Annotated in this window: 17 protein-coding genes; 7 read left to right on the top strand and 10 right to left on the bottom strand. The window is 41.3% G+C overall.

Features of this window, described 5'->3' with window-relative positions; genetic code table 11:
- Positions 1-66 precede the first annotated feature (66 nt).
- On the bottom strand, positions 67-900 hold the full coding sequence (locus F981_RS10670) for a DMT family transporter (protein ID WP_004721387.1): 834 nt from the start codon (positions 898-900) through the stop codon (positions 67-69).
- 75 nt (positions 901-975) lie between these two features.
- Positions 976-1,956 carry a LysR family transcriptional regulator gene (locus F981_RS10665; protein WP_004721384.1) on the bottom strand — a complete coding sequence of 327 codons (981 nt, stop codon included), beginning with the start codon at positions 1,954-1,956 and terminating at the stop codon, positions 976-978.
- 100 nt (positions 1,957-2,056) lie between these two features.
- On the opposite strand from F981_RS10665, the gene F981_RS10660 reads away from it, so the two are divergent.
- The 6 genes from F981_RS10660 (at position 2,057) to cntB (ending at position 9,646) form a co-directional block, all read left to right on the top strand.
- Positions 2,057-3,169 (top strand): tartrate dehydrogenase, encoded by a 1,113-nt coding sequence (locus F981_RS10660; RefSeq protein ID WP_004721382.1) that lies wholly within the window; start codon positions 2,057-2,059, stop codon positions 3,167-3,169.
- Between the two features lie 42 nt (positions 3,170-3,211).
- Complete coding sequence (locus F981_RS10655; protein WP_016539053.1) at positions 3,212-4,867, top strand: BCCT family transporter; 1,656 nt, start codon at positions 3,212-3,214, stop codon at positions 4,865-4,867.
- Positions 4,864-5,817: an alpha/beta hydrolase gene (locus F981_RS10650; RefSeq protein ID WP_004721377.1), complete on the top strand. Its 954-nt coding sequence runs from the start codon at positions 4,864-4,866 to the stop codon at positions 5,815-5,817. Before F981_RS10655 ends, F981_RS10650 begins: the two co-directional genes overlap by 4 nt.
- Positions 5,818-5,883: 66 nt before the next feature.
- Complete coding sequence (cntA, locus tag F981_RS10645; RefSeq protein ID WP_004721375.1) at positions 5,884-6,999, top strand: carnitine monooxygenase subunit alpha; 1,116 nt, start codon at positions 5,884-5,886, stop codon at positions 6,997-6,999.
- A gap of 127 nt (positions 7,000-7,126) precedes the next feature.
- Positions 7,127-8,578: an NAD-dependent succinate-semialdehyde dehydrogenase gene (locus F981_RS10640; RefSeq protein WP_004721374.1), complete on the top strand. Its 1,452-nt coding sequence runs from the start codon at positions 7,127-7,129 to the stop codon at positions 8,576-8,578.
- Positions 8,579-8,689: 111 nt separating this feature from the next.
- Complete coding sequence (cntB, locus tag F981_RS10635) at positions 8,690-9,646, top strand: carnitine monooxygenase, reductase subunit CntB (protein ID WP_004721372.1); 957 nt, start codon at positions 8,690-8,692, stop codon at positions 9,644-9,646.
- A 192-nt stretch (positions 9,647-9,838) separates the two neighbouring features.
- Here the strand turns inward: cntB and F981_RS10630 are convergent, their stop codons facing one another.
- From F981_RS10630 to F981_RS10595, 8 genes are all read right to left on the bottom strand, one after another.
- On the bottom strand, positions 9,839-10,720 hold the full coding sequence (locus tag F981_RS10630; RefSeq protein WP_004721369.1) for a SphA family protein: 882 nt from the start codon (positions 10,718-10,720) through the stop codon (positions 9,839-9,841).
- A 74-nt stretch (positions 10,721-10,794) separates the two neighbouring features.
- Positions 10,795-11,715 (bottom strand): catechol 1,2-dioxygenase, encoded by a 921-nt coding sequence (catA, locus tag F981_RS10625; protein WP_035371574.1) that lies wholly within the window; start codon positions 11,713-11,715, stop codon positions 10,795-10,797.
- Between the two features lie 124 nt (positions 11,716-11,839).
- On the bottom strand, positions 11,840-12,901 hold the full coding sequence (locus F981_RS10620; RefSeq protein ID WP_004721366.1) for an NADH:ubiquinone reductase (Na(+)-transporting) subunit F: 1,062 nt from the start codon (positions 12,899-12,901) through the stop codon (positions 11,840-11,842).
- 11 nt (positions 12,902-12,912) lie between these two features.
- Positions 12,913-13,275, bottom strand: coding sequence for a phenol hydroxylase subunit P4 (locus F981_RS10615; protein WP_004721365.1), 363 nt, complete (start codon positions 13,273-13,275; stop codon positions 12,913-12,915).
- A 94-nt stretch (positions 13,276-13,369) separates the two neighbouring features.
- The gene (locus F981_RS10610; protein ID WP_004721363.1) at positions 13,370-14,896 is read right to left on the bottom strand and encodes an aromatic/alkene/methane monooxygenase hydroxylase/oxygenase subunit alpha; all 1,527 of its coding nucleotides are present in this window, start codon (positions 14,894-14,896) and stop codon (positions 13,370-13,372) included.
- A gap of 66 nt (positions 14,897-14,962) precedes the next feature.
- Entirely contained in the window at positions 14,963-15,232 is a 270-nt protein-coding gene (locus F981_RS10605; protein WP_004721361.1) for an MmoB/DmpM family protein, read from the bottom strand.
- 12 nt (positions 15,233-15,244) lie between these two features.
- Entirely contained in the window at positions 15,245-16,246 is a 1,002-nt protein-coding gene (locus tag F981_RS10600) for an aromatic/alkene monooxygenase hydroxylase subunit beta (RefSeq protein WP_004721359.1), read from the bottom strand.
- A gap of 18 nt (positions 16,247-16,264) precedes the next feature.
- Positions 16,265-16,555 (bottom strand): phenol hydroxylase subunit, encoded by a 291-nt coding sequence (locus tag F981_RS10595; protein ID WP_004721357.1) that lies wholly within the window; start codon positions 16,553-16,555, stop codon positions 16,265-16,267.
- Between the two features lie 405 nt (positions 16,556-16,960).
- Here F981_RS10595 and mobR point away from each other — a divergent pair, with 405 nt between their 5' ends.
- Positions 16,961-18,643, top strand: a complete 1,683-nt coding sequence (mobR, locus tag F981_RS10590) for a phenol degradation transcriptional regulator MobR (RefSeq protein WP_004721355.1) — start codon at positions 16,961-16,963, stop codon at positions 18,641-18,643.
- Positions 18,644-18,724: the final 81 nt, after the last annotated feature.

Genomic DNA, 18,724 nt, shown 5'->3' with positions numbered 1-18,724 from the left:
TTCGGTTGTGCCTACGCCAGCAACTCTTAGGAATAGATGGTACATAGGAATAAATGGCTGTTAGGGTTAGACTGCTCTTAGGACCAATGCCCCAATTAAAATAATACATGACGAGATAATACGTATCGCATTAACTTGTTCTTTAAGAATAAAAATCGAAATTAGCGTCGCAAATAAAATCGAGGTTTCACGCAGTGCGGCAACAATAGCAACTGGTGCAAGTGTCATCGCCCACAATGCAAGTCCATAAGAGAAAAATGAGCCAATCCCACCAATTAAACCGAAATGCCAATTATGACGAAAATAATCACCCATCTGGTGATATTGCATTTTCAAGGCAAACATAAAAAAGATCAGACCTGAGAGCACAAAGCTCCATAAGATATAAGAAATGGGTGATCCTGAGAGACGAATTCCATGACCATCCACCAAGGTATAGCCAGCAATCAAGACTGCATTGAGCAAGGCTAAACCAATTCCTTTTCGTCCTGTTTGAGAGGTTGCGAAGATCATGGATAAAATGCCGATGGAAATAGTAATGATCCCAAGCCAAGCATTTAGTTCTAATGTTTCATGCAGCAAGAATGTCCCTAAAACTGCCACAATAAGCGGTGCAGTACCACGCATAAGAGGATAGCTTAGTCCCATGTCCGCGACGCGATAAATTTTGGCAACCATACCAAAATAGAGAATCTGTATTCCCGTTGAGGCTAAAATATAAGACCAGCTAGCGCGATGTGGTATCGGGAAAAAGGGCAGTAGTAGCGCTGCTAAAACTGCTGCTGATGCAGTCACCAATACAGTGGTTAAAAATTTATTTGAGCCTGCTTTGACAATAGCATTCCATGTGGCGTGAAATGCCGCTGCGATTAAAATAAGGCCAAATATTGCCGTGTTCATATGCTGCCTGCATGTTCATGATTGAATTAATGTGCATGATGTTGTTAAAAAAAGAAAGCAGGCAACTGATCTCGATTATAAAAATACCTTTTCAGCGTGCTGTGTTACCGATTCTACCGGTTGAATCAGTTGTCCACGTGATAGGTTCTGAACATGCTGCAATCGATTCTGTAATTCATTTTGGATAAACAGGATACAGGTCTGTAATTTAGACGAGCTTTTTAAACGTGACGGGTAGACAGCCCATACATCGGCATCTTGCCAGTATTCAGGCAAAATATGCTGTAACTGACCGCTAATCAACTCATCTGCAACATCCCAAATTGAACGTAAGATAATGCCATGACCTTCGACTGCCAATTGGTGAATAATTTCACCATTGTTGGAAATAAAACGTGGGGTGACATGTACCGACATATCTTCTGAAGCGTGGCGTAATTTCCATAATACCGAGGATTGGTCACGTTCACTGATGGTTAAGCAATCATGACTACGCAAATCGTCTAAACTTTCAGGCATTCCATTTTTTAGTAAATAGCTTGGTGCAGCACAAAAAATTCGGAAATTAGAAACCATTTTTTTGGCAATCATATTGGGTGCAATTTCATTGCCAATCCGAATATCCAGATCAATACTGTGTTGAATTAAATCTTTCGTATTATCAATTGTATCAAACTGAATTTCTAATTTTGGATACATGGTCAGCAGTTTAGACAGAATCGGTGCAACGTGTTTCCGCCCAAAACCAAAGCTACTGACAATATCCAGATGCCCTGTGGGGGTACTTAAAGGGTTATTGACCAACTCACTGATTTCATCAAATTCATCCAAAATATGAGCAACTCGCTCCAAAATCAGTTTGCCATCTTCAGTCAAACTGACATGACGGGTACTACGATGAAACAATTTACAGTTTAAATTGTTTTCTAAAATGTTGATGCGCTTACTAATAAACGCAGGCGAAACACCCAGTTCCTCAGCAGAATCAACAAAACTTTTACGTTTTGCGACTGTGCAAAAAACCTTTAAATCCGATAGGTTAGGTAGATTATTCACGATCCGTGTCCATTGGGGTGATAGTTTTATTATTGATCATTTTTGCTGAAAATAGCATGTTTACAGCTAAGGATATTAACCAAAGGTGTAAGGGAGCGTTATGGCAAAAAAGTATAAAGTTGCGACGATTGCAGGCGATGGAATCGGGTTAGAAGTTCTACCAGAAGGGATCAAGGTTGTAAAGGCAGCTGCAGACAAATATGGCATAGCGCTACAGTTCGATGCGTTTGAGTGGGCAAGTTGTGATTACTATCTTGAACACGGAAAAATGATGCCCGACAACTGGTTTGAAATTTTACAGCAATACGATGCGATTTTCTTTGGTGCAGTGGGTTGGCCTGAAAAAGTGCCAGATCATATTTCTCTTTGGGGGTCATTGCTACAGTTCCGTCGTCGTTTTGACCAATATGTGAATTTACGTCCAGTACGTTTAATGCCAGGGGTGAAATGCCCACTTGCAGGTAAAAAACCTGGGGATATTGATTTCTACGTGGTACGTGAAAATAGCGAAGGTGAATATTCTGCGATTGGTGGTAAGGCTTTTGAAGGTACTGAGCGTGAGTTTGTTTTACAAGAAGCTGTGTTTACCCGTCATGGTGTAGACCGTATTTTGAAATATGCTTTTGAGTTTGCCAATCAACGCGATGCTAAAAAAGTTACCGCTGCAACCAAATCAAATGGTATTGCAGTCAGTATGCCGTACTGGGATGAACGTGTTGATGAGATGGCAAAACAATATCCGCAAATTAAGGCAGACAAACAGCATGTCGATATTTTGGCCGCGCGTTTTGTGTTACAGCCTGAACGTTTTGATGTCGTGGTTGCTTCAAACTTATTTGGTGATATTTTGTCGGATTTGGGACCTGCATGTACAGGAACGATTGGTTTAGCTGCTTCTGCAAACTTAAATCCAGAACGTAATTTCCCGTCGTTGTTTGAACCTGTACATGGTTCTGCACCCGATATTTATGGTCAAAAAATTGCCAATCCAATTGCTGCAATCTGGTCTGGCGCAATGATGTTGGATTTCTTGGCAGATGGCGACGAACAGGTGGTTCAAGCAGGTCAAGAGATTATGCAGGCGATTGAACATGTATTGCTACATGGCCCAAAAACACCAGATGTGGGTGGAACAGCCAAAACGGACGACGTTGGAGATGCGATAGCAGCATTTGTAACACATCAAAAAATGGACTTATTCGCGATGGAGTAATCGCCCTTAGGGAATAAACAATCAGGATCCAAGATGGATTGAATGGATATGGATAATCAAAATACAAAACTTTATACAGATAAGACACTTGCAATAACCAGTCTTGCCGTTGTGTTTATTTCGGTGGCTGGTTTGGCAATTTACTCGACTGAATCTATACAGCTTGCTGCTCAATGGATGAAGTGGACAACATCTGTTTTTACTACACCAGTGCTTTTATTTGCATTTTTATCGATTATTTTTACCTTTGCTTTGGCGTTCAGTAAATATGGAAAAATCAAGTTAGGTGAAGGCAAACCGCAATACAGTACCATGTCATGGATTTTCATGTTCATTTTATCGGGTATTGGTTCTTCGACCTTATATTGGGGCTTCTTAGACTGGGCTTATTATTATCAAACACCGGGTTTAAATTTAACTCCTGAATCTGCGGAAGCATTGAAATATAGCGTTGCTTACTCATTCTTTCATTCGGGATTGAGTGCTTGGTCGATCTATGCGCTGGCTTCAATTTCACTATGTTATAGCTATCACGTCAGAAAGAATAAAGGCTTAAGTTTGGCGTCAATGATTGAAGCGGTCACTGGTTTTAAGGCAACTGGACCTGTTGGGCGCCTTGTCGATCTGATGTTCTTGTTGTGTATGTTCGGTGCTTTAACAATTTCTTTGGTGCTGACTGCGGTGACTTTTACCAATATTTTGTCGCAGCTGACAGGTATCCCCAATACCTTTATGACCAAAGTGGTGATTATTTTTGCAGTATCGATTTTATTCGCCCTGAGTTCTTATGTGGGGATGGATAAGGGCATGCAACGTCTCAGCCATATGGTGTGTTTAGGTGTGGTGTTGTTTGCGATTTATGTGCTGTGCTTTGGGCCGACCCAATTCATTATGAATAACTCGCTGATGAGCTTTGGCTTAATGGCAACCAATTTTGTCGATATGAGTTTATTTACCGACCCAATGGGCGATGGAAAGTTCACTCGTGAATGGACCGTATTTTATTGGTTATGGTGGATTTCTTATGCACCAGGTGTGGCGTTATTTGTAACGCGTGTTTCAAAGGGACGTACCATCAAAGAAGTGATTCTTGCCATGGTCATTGGCGGTAGCGTTGGTTTATGGTTCATCTTTGGGGTGTTTGAAAACTACAGTGTCTATAACTTTATTCACGGTATGGTCAATGTGCCACAAGTTTTAAGCCAACAAGGTGGTGAAGTTGCGATTAGCCAACTGCTTGGTTTATTGCCTGCTGGCAAGCTGATGATGTGGATTTTCCTTGGGATTATGGTGATTTTTCTTGCAGCACATATGGATGCTGTGGGCTATGCAGTGTCGGCAACTTGTACCCGTGGTTTACGTGAGGGGCAAGACCCATCACCAAATGCACGTTTGTTCTGGTGTGTGATGTTAACCCTTGTTCCGATTGCGATGATTTTCTCTAAAGCGCCTTTGGACACCATGAAGACCGCGACCATTGTGACTGCCTTGCCATTCATTGTGATTATTTTGATACAGACCTATGGCTTAGTGAAATGGTTGATTGAGGATTATTCAAAGGTTCCATCCCATCTGATTGAGCAAATGAGTTTTAGTGAGTTGGAATCTTTAGATCAAACAGATGCAAATAAACATATGCACATTGATGTTGCAATTGAACCCACTGCGGATAAAACCAGTCAAAAGGAATTGTCATGACACAACAATCGAGCATGCACTATAGATTGAGTGAAGAAATGCAAAGTCTGATGTATTGGAGCAGCATTTATTCACCTGCGGATGACGATATCGATTCTATTCGGGCTGCGTATGATGCGATGTGCTTACATTACACCTTACCGCGTGATGGTACGGTCAATATTCAAGATAAAACTGTGCCGCAGCTCAATCATCCAGTCAATGTTCGGTTGTATTCACCATTGGGTGAAGCACCAGCGACAGGTTGGCCATGTATTTTATATCTTCATGGTGGCGGTTGGATGGTGGGAAATCTTGATTCACATGAGTTTATCACCCGCTATTTATGTCGTGATTTAAATGTTGCTGTGCTGAGTGTGGATTATCGCTTAACACCAGAACACCATTTTCCAGCTGCATATGAAGACTGTGAAACGGTATATCACTGGCTCTATCAACATGGCCTGCAATGGAAGATTAATCCAAATCAAATTGTTTTGATGGGGGACAGTGCAGGCGGTAATTTAGCGGCTGCACTTGCAGTGCAATTACAACATACAGGGGCTCAAGCCTGTGGTCTTGCAATGATTTATCCATGTTTGAGTAGTGGTTTTGATACGGCATCTTGTCAGCAGCAAGCAGATGCACCGTTACTGTCGCTAGCGGATATGCATGATTACTTGCAAGCCTATGCGCCAAATACAAGCGACTGGCAGGACTTACGTTTATCACCACTGTTGGCACAGGATTTTTCTGATATGCCCCGTAGTTTTATTGCTGTCGCTGAGTATGACCCACTCAGTGATGATGGGCGTATTTTTGCTGACAAGTTAAAACAGGCCAATATTGCAACCGAATTTTATCTCGGTAAAGGATTACTACATGGCAGTTTGCGTTTAGTACGTGACTGTCCTGTGGTGCAAGATTTATATCAGCGCATGCTGAGTTCGTTAAAGCCAATGTTCAATTGATTTGAACATCAGCCAATTTTAAACAAACGGTCGTTAGGACAAAAAAGAGTTTAATGGAGTAAAAACATGAATGCAGTTGAAAAATTACCAGAAGATTTCTGTTCAAACCCAGACGTTGCTTGGACATTTCCCAAAGTGTTCTATACATCTTCTCAGGTTTTTGAGCGTGAAAAAGAAGAAATTTTTGCAAAAAGCTGGATTTGCGTTGCACACGGCAGTGAGGTGGCTCAAGCCAATGACTATATTACCCGTAAGGTCATTGGTGAAAATATTATTGTGATTCGCGGTAAAGACAGCGTATTACGGGCTTTTTATAATGTCTGCCCGCATCGTGGGCATGAGTTGTTAAGTGGCAGTGGTAAAGCGAAGAATGTAATTACCTGTCCTTATCATGCATGGACATTTAAGCTAGACGGAAGTTTGGCGCTGGCACGTAACTGTGATCATGTTGAATCCTTTGATAAACAAAACTCAAGTATGGTGCCTGTAAAAGTTGAAGAGTATGCCGGTTTTATCTTTATCAATATGGATGAAAATGCCACTTGTGTTGAAGATCAATTGCCTGAGTTTGCACAAAAGCTCAATGAAACTTGTGCGGTGATCAAAGATTTAAAACTTGCAGCACGCTTTGTGACGGAAACACCAGCGAACTGGAAAGTGATTGTAGATAACTATATGGAATGTTATCACTGCGGACCTGCGCATCCGGGCTTTGCTGATTCTGTTCAGGTGGATAAATATTGGCATACCACACACCAAAACTGGACCTTGCAATATGGTTATGCACGTTCTTCAGAAAAATCCTTCAAGCTGGATCCATCGGTACAAGATCCAACCTTTAGTGGTTTTTGGACATGGCCTTGCACCATGTTTAATGTGCCACCAGGCGGTAATTTTATGACTGTAATTTATGAGTTTCCTGTAGATGCTGAAACGACATTACAACATTATGATATTTACTTTACCAATGAAGAACTGACTCAAGACCAAAAAGATTTGATTGAATGGTATCGTAATGTCTTCCGCCCAGAAGATTTAAATCTGGTTGAAAGTGTGCAACGTGGCTTAAAGTCACGTGGTTATCGCGGTCAAGGGCGAATCATGACGGATAAGCAACGTTCGGGGATTAGTGAACACGGCATTGCTTATTTCCAAAACCTCGTTGCGCAATATCACAAATAATCATTTAAGGGAGCCTCTCAAAACATCACTGGGGTAAACAGCTCGATCATGTTTTTTTAGAGAAGCTCTCAAGTTAAAGGTACGGCAAATAAAGTCGTACCTTGCTTTCAAACCATAGGATCATGACATGTCAAGTTTGCAAGGTAGTCCGCTATTTCAACAACGCGGATGGGTAAATGGTCAGTGGATCAATGCACAATCCAACGCCACTGTACCCGTCACCAACCCAGCAACAGGTGAAGAGATTGGGCTTATTCCCAATATGGGGGCAGCAGAAGCAAGCCTAGCTGTTGATGCTGCATATCAAGCGTTAGCAACGTGGAAAGCCTTAACTGCACAAAAACGCGCAGATTTATTATTGGCTTGGTATCAGTTGGTATTGGCACATGCTGACGAATTGGCTCGTATCATGACCATTGAACAAGGTAAGCCTTTGGCTGAAGCTTTAGGTGAAGTGAAATATGCTGCTTCATTTATTCAATGGTTCGCAGAAGAGGGCAAGCGAGTTTATGGTGATGTGATTCCTACCACCAATAATCAACAGCGTTTTATCATTACCAAGGAACCTGTAGGTGTGGTTGCAGCGATCACGCCTTGGAATTTCCCAATTGCCATGATTACCCGTAAGGCTGCGCCAGCTTTAGCTGCGGGGTGTACGATTGTGATTAAACCTGCCAATGAAACGCCTTATTGCGCCTTGGCCATTGCCAAACTTGCAGAAATGGCAGGGATTCCTGCTGGGGTGATCAATGTTGTAACAGGTCAATCACAAGAAATTGGTGCAGTATTTACCAGTCATGAAAAAGTCAAAAAACTGACTTTTACTGGTTCAACGCCTGTTGGCCGTTTATTGATGCAGCAATGTTCAGACACGATTAAAAAACTTGCGCTCGAACTCGGTGGAAATGCGCCATTGATTATTTTTGATGATGCAGATTTAGATAAAGCAGTACAAGGTGCAATTTTTGCCAAATTCCGTAATGCAGGGCAAACCTGTGTTTGTGCCAACCGTATTTATGTACATGACAAGGTTTATCAGGCATTTACTGAGAAATTTGTGCAAGAAGTTGAAAAGTTTAAGATTGGTAATGGTCTTGAAGAAAATGTACAGATAGGGCCTTTAATCAATGAAAAAGCCGTCCTCAAAGCACAACAGTTGATCGATGATGCACGTAAAAAAGGTGCACAAGTGGCTTGTGGTGGTAAACAGCATGCACTTGGACAGACCTTCTTTGAACCGACCGTGCTTACTGATGTGGATCAAAGCATGGAAATTGTCAAAGAAGAAATCTTTGGGCCAGTGGCACCGCTGATTCGATTTAGTGATGAAGCAGATGTGGTTGCTCAGGCCAATGACACCATCTTTGGTTTGGCAGCCTATGTGTATAGCGAAAGCATTTCACGGATCTGGCGTGTCGCGGAACAACTTGAATATGGCATGGTGGGGATGAACTCAACTGCAATTTCAAATGAAGTGGTCCCGTTTGGTGGCGTGAAGCAATCAGGGGTAGGCCGTGAAGGTTCTAAGTATGGCTTAGAAGAATTCATGACCATTAAATATATGTGTTTAGGGCTATAGGATAAAGGCGTGTTGGACATTCATTGATGATCATCCAACACGCTGCCCTCCAATGAGAAAGCGCTTGAATAAGTACTTAAAAAAGCAACATGTGGTAAAGAGGATTTAGACATGGCAAGTCATTATGAAATGTTTGCATCAGTGGTCACAGGGGTAGAGCAACTTACACCATTGATCAAACGGTTTACATTTAAACGTCAGGATGGACAAAATTTTCCTCAGTTTAATGGAGGCAGTCATATCATTGTTAAAATGAATGATCAGCTTTCCAATGCCTATTCACTGATGAGCTGTGCTCAGGATCTTAGCACTTACCAAGTATGCGTACGCAAAGATGTAGAAGGTAAAGGTGGCTCGGTCTATATGCATGAGCAATGCAATGAAGGCTGTGAAATTCTGATTTCAGAACCTAAAAATTTATTTCCACTGGCTGAAAATGGCGCAAAACATATTTTAATTGCGGGTGGGATTGGGATTACGCCTTTTGTGCCGCAAATGGATGAGTTGGCTGCACGTGGGGCAGATTACGAATTGCATTATGCCTATCGTTCGCCAGAGCATGCTGCACTGTTGCAAGAGCTCAAACAAAAACATGCTGAACATATTTTTAGTTATGTCGATTCAGATGGGAAATGCCTTGACCTCGATCAATTAATTTCCGCACAGCCAAAGGGCACACACGTTTATGTCTGTGGGCCAAAGCCAATGATTGATGCGGTGATTGATCGTTGTAATTTTCATCGTTATCGAGATGAATATATTCATTGGGAACAATTTGCTTCAACCGTACCAGAAGATGGTGAAGCATTTACTGTGGTTTTGGCGAAATCCAATCAGCAAGTCGAAGTTCAGGGCAATCAAACTATTTTACAGGCGATTGAAGCACTGAATATCGATGTTGAGTGTTTGTGTCGTGAAGGAGTATGCGGTACCTGCGAAACTGCAATTCTAGACGGTGAGGCAGAGCACTTTGATCAGTATTTGAGTGATGATGAAAAGGCATCACAACAATCGATGATGATCTGTGTATCTCGTGCCAAAGGCAAAAGATTGGTATTAGATTTATAAATGATTATTGGCGTAAACTGAAGTGATTTATGTTGATATATTGCAGTTTTACTTTAACCTGAATTGACGGTTTCTAAATTAACGCCGAATGAATTTCATTCGGCGTTAATGACTGATTATGAGTATGATTTAACAACTACATTTGAGCATCAGCACAAAAAACAAAATACAGCTAAGTGCAAAGCATAGCCACTAAAAAGCCCAAACAAATTTTAATACACTCGTATGGCCTTCAGGGCGATTTTCAACATGAGTTTCTTTTAAATACTTTGCTTCAATTGACCAGTTTTTATCTTGATATTGTATTGCAGGACCAATTGCCAAAACTTGTCCACGCATCGCAATATTTTCACCCTGTTGCTTATCTGACTTGGTTTGCTTAAAAGCGTAGCCTTCAACAGCCACTTTAACCTGATCAGTAAGTTTATATCCAAGACTATAATCACCAGCAAAATATTCCCCAGATTTGTATTGGGTATCATCATTTTCAGTGTTAAAGCTATAAGAAATTTTAGTTGAAATATCTAAACCATTTTTTGGCGCATAGCTGTAAGCAAAAATCGGTCGAACAGTATTATAGTTTTTGCCAATATTGGCGACCAAAGGCTGTTGTGCTGTGGCCTTATCATATTGACCTGTGGCGAGTACTGTTTCTATCGCAGCAATCCAGTGGTGATCTCCTTGATGCCAACCTAACATTGACCCCAACATTAAATCACCTAAGGCAGTGTTATGGTCTGACATCCCCGCTGCAGATAATCTGAGATCAACCATAGGCTGTATGGCATAGAAACCCAGTTGACCACCGAGATAGTTTTGTTCTGTCATCCAAACCAAACGGGGGATAAAGGCATTTACATCTAAATGAAAATTCGCTGGGCCATTATCAAAACTTCCGGCATGGTAATTTTGATAATAGCTTAATAGATACACGCCAGCAGGTGGTAGTGCGCCCGCCATCATACCTTCGGCACCGAGGGCAAATGAGTCAGCCCCATTTTCTGTGGCACAGGCAATGCTACTGGTTAAACCGAGCATCAATGGAACTGAAAGTTTGAACATCAATTGTTTCATAGAAAATCCTTTTCAATGATATTTTTATTGCAGCTAGCTGTAGTTAAACGGATTAAGCATCACTACATTGTTGACTAAGCGGCTACTCGACGACGATCAACCTCTGTAGAGGGGACTTGATCAGCGTCTTGGACCAATTGGAAATTAAATTTGATGTGTTTAAAGGCTTTATTTAAATTGTATTGTTTAATTTTTGCGAGATCCGTTACATCCAGCGCAGTAGCAATCAGTCCATCACGAGTAGCAAAGGCAAAGTCATCCCAAAGGTATTTGTCTCCTTCAATATTAAATTGGGTGGTCAGTTTGCGATAACCTGGCGCAGAGACAAAGTAGTGAACATGCGAAGGGCGGTTACCATGTCGACCCAATAAATTGAGTAAAGCTTGTGTTGTACCTTCAGGTGGACAGCCATAACCGACAGGCATGGTGGTTTGAGCAATATATTGACCTTGTGTATCGGTGAAAATACTGCGGCGTAAATTAAATGCAGACTGAGATTTATCAAAGAATGAATAGTTGCCTAAACTGTTGGCATGCCAGATTTCTACTTTTGCATTCGGAATAATCTGTCCAGCAGTGTCAGTGACATTGCCTTCAATGATTAAGGCATCGACGTGCGCAGATTCAGAGCCATCATCCATACGAGCAAAGCCAACGGACTCAGGCGCACCTGCAACATAAAGCGGTCCTTCAATTGTTCGTGGTGTTCCACCTGTAATACCGGCTTTAGCATCTGCTTCATCTGCACGTAAATCTAAGTAATGTTCTAGCCCGAGACCTGCTGCCAAAAGTCCCAGTTCATTGGCTTGACCTGCATCTGTCAAATATTCTAAGCCTTTCCAAAGCTCGGTTTGAGACATATTTAAGTCTTCAATGGCTTGGAATAAATCACCAAGTAAACGAACAACGATTTGCTGAACACGCAGATTGACTTCACCTGTTGCTGTCGCGACATTCATTTGCTGAACGAGGCTATCGATTTGTTGTCTATTCATCATCATCTTCCTTCGATTGATATGAGTATTTGGCATGAGTATCTTGAGAGTGATCTGGAATCGGTGCAGATCACTCAAACTGGTGTTGGTATATTGGATAATTTAAGGGTTCAACCACTCAACTTTAGATGTGTCTAAAAAGTGCCGAACGTGATTGCCCATTTGCACCATCTGCAGCACTTAAAAAGCGTTCGGTATGGATGTCTTTTTCAAATAAACGGCTTTGCATCAAGGTGGAGATGGCGGCATCAATCATTGGTGGCGGGCCACATAAATATGCTTTGTGCCCACTGCATTTATTTTCAAAATAATTGGCAACCGCTTCATGTACATAACCTGTAAACCCTGTCCATTGGTCTTCTGGCTTAGGCGCATTTAAGGCAGGGATGTATCTGAAATTTGGATATTCTTTGACAAGCTGTTCGAATTTTTCACGGTTATATAATTCAGCAACATCCCGTGCACCTTGGAACAAATAAATGATACGGGTGTCACCGTGTTCTAAAAGATCCAGAATCATCGATTGAGGGCTTGAAAGCCCTGAACCACCTGCAATGAAAATGACATTTTGCTGATCAGACTTACGCACAAAAAATTGTCCATAAGGTCCTGAAAGCGCCATTTCTTCACCAACACTCAGTTCATCATGCACATAGCGTGTTGCTGCACCACCTTGCACTTTACGAATATGTAATTCGATCAGATTTGCTTCGCTCGGTGTATTGGCGATTGAAAATGCCCGGGTTCCTTCAATATTTGGGAGTTGGATATTGATGTATTGGCCTGCTTGAAACTGCATTGGTCGATCAAGTTGAAGTCGGACACCTTTAATCGTTGGCGATAAATCCGTTATTTCAATAACCTTAGCTTGGTAGTCTTGGACTAAATAGCCTAAGAAATCCTCGTCTTCATCCACATCAGCTTCGATGACCATGTCAGATTCTGGTTTGCAACAACAAGCCAACACTTTATTTTCTTCACGTTCAATGTCCATAAGCGCAAAAGGTGAGGCTTCACCTACATCATAAAAGCCGTCTGTGACTTGAACTTTACATGTACCACAAGTGCCATGTCCGCAAGCAAAGGGCAACCAAACACCTTGACGCAATGCTGCATCTAAAATGGTTTGATCCTCTTCAACTTGAATGATGGTTCCTGCTGGTTCAATCGTGACTTGATAGCTCATCTGGGTTCTCCTTAAACATGTGTGCCTTGGTAACCTGCTAAATCAGGCGTTACAAAGCGCAGGAGAGATTTATGATCAAAACCCAAATCTTCTAGGGACTTAGAAAAATCAGCCTGTAAAAGATTGCGGTTTAAACGGAATTCAACTTTAGACCAATCAATATGTTTAAAATCGGGATGTTGCTCAAAACCCGCCTGAATTTGCCCATCAATCAAGGCTTGTAAACTTTGTTTTGGTGAAACCACAAAAGCATGTGCCGAACAAAATAAGGTGTGATGATCCCAACCAATAAACAACAACATGTTTTCGCCGTAATTTTGTTGTAGATCTAGTGGTTCAAATTGATATTTTTCAACAATCGCTTGTACAGTCATGGTGTATTTCCTTAAACTTTTGAATAAATCCTTGAGCGGATGCTGTCGAGTTAGACAACATCCATTGCTTATTTTTTAATTTTTGGATGAGGGTTTAAGCTGCGTTGCCTTTCCACTTTTTCCAGCGCTGTTGGTCAGGTGAACCTTCAATATCGAGATTGTCTGCACCGACATTAAAGTTGTAGTAATCCCTTAAAATACTTTCTAAATCTGGACCACCACAGTTACCCTGCAAAATTTGATGTACAGGCAACCACGCTTGGATGTATTTCTCAGGTTCGCGTTCAAAAATGTCATGACAACCATCAGAGCAAGTGTGATAACGCTCATCTTTGTAAATTGAATCACGATAGCTAAATAGTGTTGGGTCACCATCCATTTCAGTAAAGGTCATTGGAATTTGGCACACTTGGCACAATTGAGGTAAACCTGCGCTATAGAAGCGTTTACCTTCAGCTTCCATTTTTCGAGCAAGTTCCCAACGTGGGCGGTAGTATTTATCAAACGTGTCAGGGTATTTTTCTGAGAGCCAATCCATTTCCTCATCTGTTGGGATCCACGTATGGAAGCCTGCTGCATGACCGAAGTTATAGAAAATCCACCATGCTTGATGCGAAACATGTTCTTTCTCTTTGCTAATCACTTCACTATATTTCGGCATACGAATCCCGTAGCGACTTAAGTCTTTAAATAAAGCGCCACCTGCTTCTTCAAAAAAAGTTTCCCAAGCTTCTTTCCATGACATGACTTTATTTGGCAACATGTAATCCATCATCATGCCGACGATGGACAGCAGGCGAGTTCCTCGCCAGAACCATTTATCAATCCATTCTTGTACGATTGGCACATTATCTTCGTGCTGTTCCAGTAAGAATTTTACAATTTCCAGTCCTAGCGTCATGTGGCGTGCTTCGTCTGATTGTGCACTAAAGCCAAATGTTACGGTTGCCATATCACCGTTGTAAGCTGCTCCCGACATGAAAGGAACGAACAATAAGTTAGTTAGGACATATTCAAAGGCAAAGCTGATTGCCAATAAAAACTCAAAAGGCCCCGCTGAACGTGCATCTTCAAAGAATGATTTAGGTACAGACAAGTACCAGACACGGTCATGCATATGTGCCCAGTCTTGGAAGCCATCAAAGAACTTGTTGTAATGGCTCATCGCATGAATCTGGGTTTGTACATGACGTAATTCATCAATGGATTGCATTTGCGAGGCGATACGTGCACCAATGCCACTGAACTGACGCCCAACATGGGCATACCCTTGGTACGCTTGATACTCAAGCGGGGTTACCGCGGTTAAAAACAATTTAATCGCGTTGACATAACGTTCATTTGAAACATTCATTTGCCCATTGTTTTGTGCAAAAGCATCAAAAATGGCATATAGCTTCTTTTCTTTTTCTGCTTGGTATTTCCAATAGTTATCCATGGTTAAACGGAAAGGATCTTCCCATTTCGACCAGTCGGTAATTTTGATGCCTTCAAACTCTTCATACGGAAAGGCATCTTTACGATCTGCATAGGAAAAGTCCCAATCTAGATCACGGGTGAGTATCCGATAACGTTCTTTGGCATTGAGCTTTTTATTGTTTACTTTGGCTTGGCTATTCATTTTGATCATCCTTTAACTTACATGCAGCTGCCTGCTACTTATGCTTTAAATCTAGGGGAAGTACGGCTAGTTCCACTTCAAGGTAAAACTGTCATCATCTTCATCAACATTGCCACCCAAGGTGATCATGTTGAGTTGTAGTTCTTGGATATCCCAGTTTTGCCCAAGTTTTTCTGATACTGTTTCTGCACGTACCACCAGCTCGCCAGTGCTTTCGACCCGAATCATCGCGGGAAGATATTGAATTGTTGCTTCAGGATTGTCCTGTTCAATCGCTTCAATGATGTAGCGTGAGGTGTCATTGTCTTGCAATGCTAAATAAACTTTAGAGGTCATGATGGCAAATCCTTATGCTGCTAAATCGAGTAAAATGTTGCCGGTTTTTTTGCTACGTTCAGAGATCTTATTTAGACCTGAATCAATCCCAGAATCCGTAAGTGCGGTTTGTGCCCAAGCACTAAATGCTTGTTTAACTTGGGGTAGTAATTCCGTGATCCATGATTGAATCAGGGTTTTATTGTCTTCAGATTCTGAAATAGCAGTTTTTAAAACACTGTCTGACCACTTCGCTAAATCAGTTAAACAGTCCTTCATAAATTCAGTAAGAATGGCAATATCACGCCCGCCATTTTCAACCAGCCATTCATCCAGCTGTCCAAAAACCAGCTCTTGTAACATGCTGTCAATCAACAGATTTTGCAGAATGTAAAGTTTGAACCAGTCTTGTTCGGTTAGGCTTTGTTCACAAAGTTTACGTAAGGGTTGCCAAGTTTCATCATTTAGCCAAGCGTGTTTGGCTTGCTGTAATGATTCACCTGTATTGCCATCGAGGATTAAGCCAATACGTGAAATGTATTGCGCCATACCGAGACGATCCATTGCTGCAAAAATACATGCTTGGGTGATGACGGTGCCATAACCATAGGCACTGCCTGACATCATATGTAAGTTGGCCGTTTGTTCGACATAGCGAAAAGGTAATAAACACTGGATGATTTTTTGTTTCACTTCATCACTGAGATTATTGACCAACTGACGTTTTTCAAAAAAAGCATAATGACTTTCAGCGGTATCTTGCAGACGTGCACGATGTTGCACATAAGCACCGTAATAAAATTGGCGAGGGTCTTTAAATGCATACCAATCTTGCATTTGCAAAGCGGTATGGGTTTTATCATTTAAGGTTTTGTCTGGCTTCCACAAGGGGCGATAGTGAAAGTTTGTCGAAGCTTGAATATCAAAGCTGACTTCTTGATAGCGTGTTGCGGGCTTGGCTCCAAAACGGCGTTCGATATACGCATAAGTCTGACGAATCGGTTGCAAATTGGATGTTTTAATTTCTAAAGTCATTAGCTTCTCCTTGTAGAATTAAGTCTGATCATCTTGATCAGAATGTTGGCGAGCATGATTTAAAACAGTCGGTTCAATGCCATAACGCCATTTATCTTCCTGCGCATCATTCCAAGCTTGTTGTTCTGCGGTCATTTCAATGACATGATTAATTTCACAAAAATGCTGGAAAGCCTGTTGGGGGAGAATCAGTTCCACAAAAAGCGTAGGGTCTTGAATGGCAAAATCGAACTCGACAAATTTGGCATTCCGCTCACCAGTAATACGGATATATTTGACCAATGCGGTAGGCTGTTTAGCGTCAATCATGTGCTTATCCTTTTATCAACATCAAAACAATTTCGATGTAGAGCTTCATGCTCATGTGCTAGGTTTACTCTAGATATTCCAAAAGTCGTGCCAACTTTAAAATTTAATTAAAATTCAATTATTTATTATTTTTTGATCATGAGGATATGAACTACGACAGCATTATTTTCATCAAATAATGAACGTAAAGAGATGCTGATTTCATCAAAAGATGAAACAGTGATTTTGATGGGAAAGGTCGAGTTAATGTTTATAAAAACCAATAAAGACTTGATATTGGTTAAAATAAAAACAATATACCTTAAAGGTATGAAAATATAAGAAAAGGTAGTGAAGCTTTTGGTTCAGAATTAGGTAATATCAAGATTGCATTCACAAAGACATATAGCCAAGGATGGATATATCATGTCCCCAGCCAAAGATGTGAAGGTATATAAAAAAATACTGGAACAGAACAAAGATATTCAAGATTTACTCGATAAAATCGTTTTTGATGCTCAACACGGACAAATCTGGTTTGATGAAAATCGAATGCTGTTGATGCATACCAGTATTCTGGGCTTTTTAAGAAAAGATCTCTATCAAATGCTGGGGCTTGAACGCACTAAACGCTTTTTTATTCGTTGTGGTTACCAAGCTGGCATGCGCGATGCAGAAGTGACCTCAAAACTACGACCAAATTTAAATGAAGCAGAAGCTTTTATGGCTGGACCGCAAATGCATGGCATCCGTGGCATGGTACAGGTTGAAGTCAATGAGCTGCATTTAAGTCATGATTTAAAACAGTTTTATGCTGATTTTAACTGGCTTAATTCATTTGAGGCAGAGGTGCATTTAAGTGAATTTGGTGCTTCGGACCAACCTGCTTGTTGGATGTTATTGGGCTATGCCTGTGGCTATAGCAGCTTTGTCATGGGGCAGACCATTATCTATCAAGAGACACATTGCGTTGCTCAGGGTGATGAGCATTGTCGAATCATTGGAAAGCCGTTGAGTGAATGGGAAAATGCCGATGAGTTGATTCGCTTTATGTCACCCGATGCCGTCTCGGATGAAATCATTGCCTTACAGGCGGAACTCAATCAATTAAAGAAAAATATTTATACCGAAGCTGAAAGTGATTACACCATGTTTAATGCGGTAGGCGAGTCGGTTGCCTATCGCAAAGTCTGTGATCTACTTAAAAAAGCAGCAGGGAGTAAAGTCGCAGTTTTATTACAGGGTGAAACAGGCGTTGGCAAAGAAGCATTTGCACGGGGTATTCATAATGGCAGTCAGCGCCAAGCGCAACCATTTGTGGCTGTGAATTGTGCCTGTATTCCTCCTGATCTGATTGAGTCAGAACTGTTTGGAGTGGAAAAAGGCGCATTTACTGGTGCGGTTCAATCTCGTATGGGAAAATTTGAACGTGCTCATGGCGGAACAATTTTTCTAGATGAAGTGGTCGAGCTTTCACCGCGTGCACAAGCTGCGTTATTACGGATGCTGCAAGAAGGTGAATTTGAACGGGTAGGAGATAGTCGCACCCGCCAAGTCGATGTCAGACTTGTTGCTGCGACCAATGAGGATTTAGAGCAGGCCGTTAAAGATGGAAAATTCCGTGCAGATTTATATTATCGCTTAAATATTTTTCCTGTGATTATTCCACCTTTGCGTGAGCGAAGAGAAGATATTCCCTTGCTGATTAATCACTTTTTGGCACGCTTTGAAAATATGTATAACAAGACCCTAAAAGGGCTCAGTGATAAAGCGAAAAACTTTATGATGAAATATGATTGGCCTGGCAATATTCGTGAGTTGGAAAACTTGTTGGAAAGAGCCACCTTACTGACCGATCATCAACAGGAAATTAAATTGGACAGTTTGTTTCCTCAACATAAGGATTTAGAAGCAGTGGGTGAAACTGCACAATCGCTGATCAATGTAGAGGATTTATTTAGTGAGAATTTCTCTTTAGATCAACTTGAACAAAATATTATTCGTAGCGCTATGGATAAAAGCCAACAGAATGTCTCAGAAGCTGCACGTATGCTTGGAATTAGTCGGGCAACATTGGATTACCGGTTAAAGAAAATTACGCTAGGTTAAAATCAAATTTGCCTCAATAACCATAGACCAATAGCCATAGAAATGTGCTTGGATAGCGCTTTGATCAGCTACAGGCCGCTA

It is taken from the genome of Acinetobacter guillouiae CIP 63.46, assembly GCF_000368145.1.
GTDB classification, from domain to species: Bacteria; Pseudomonadota; Gammaproteobacteria; order Pseudomonadales; family Moraxellaceae; genus Acinetobacter; species Acinetobacter guillouiae.
Note: the sequence above shows the minus strand (reverse complement) of the source record. Positions and strands in the feature narration are given on the sequence as shown.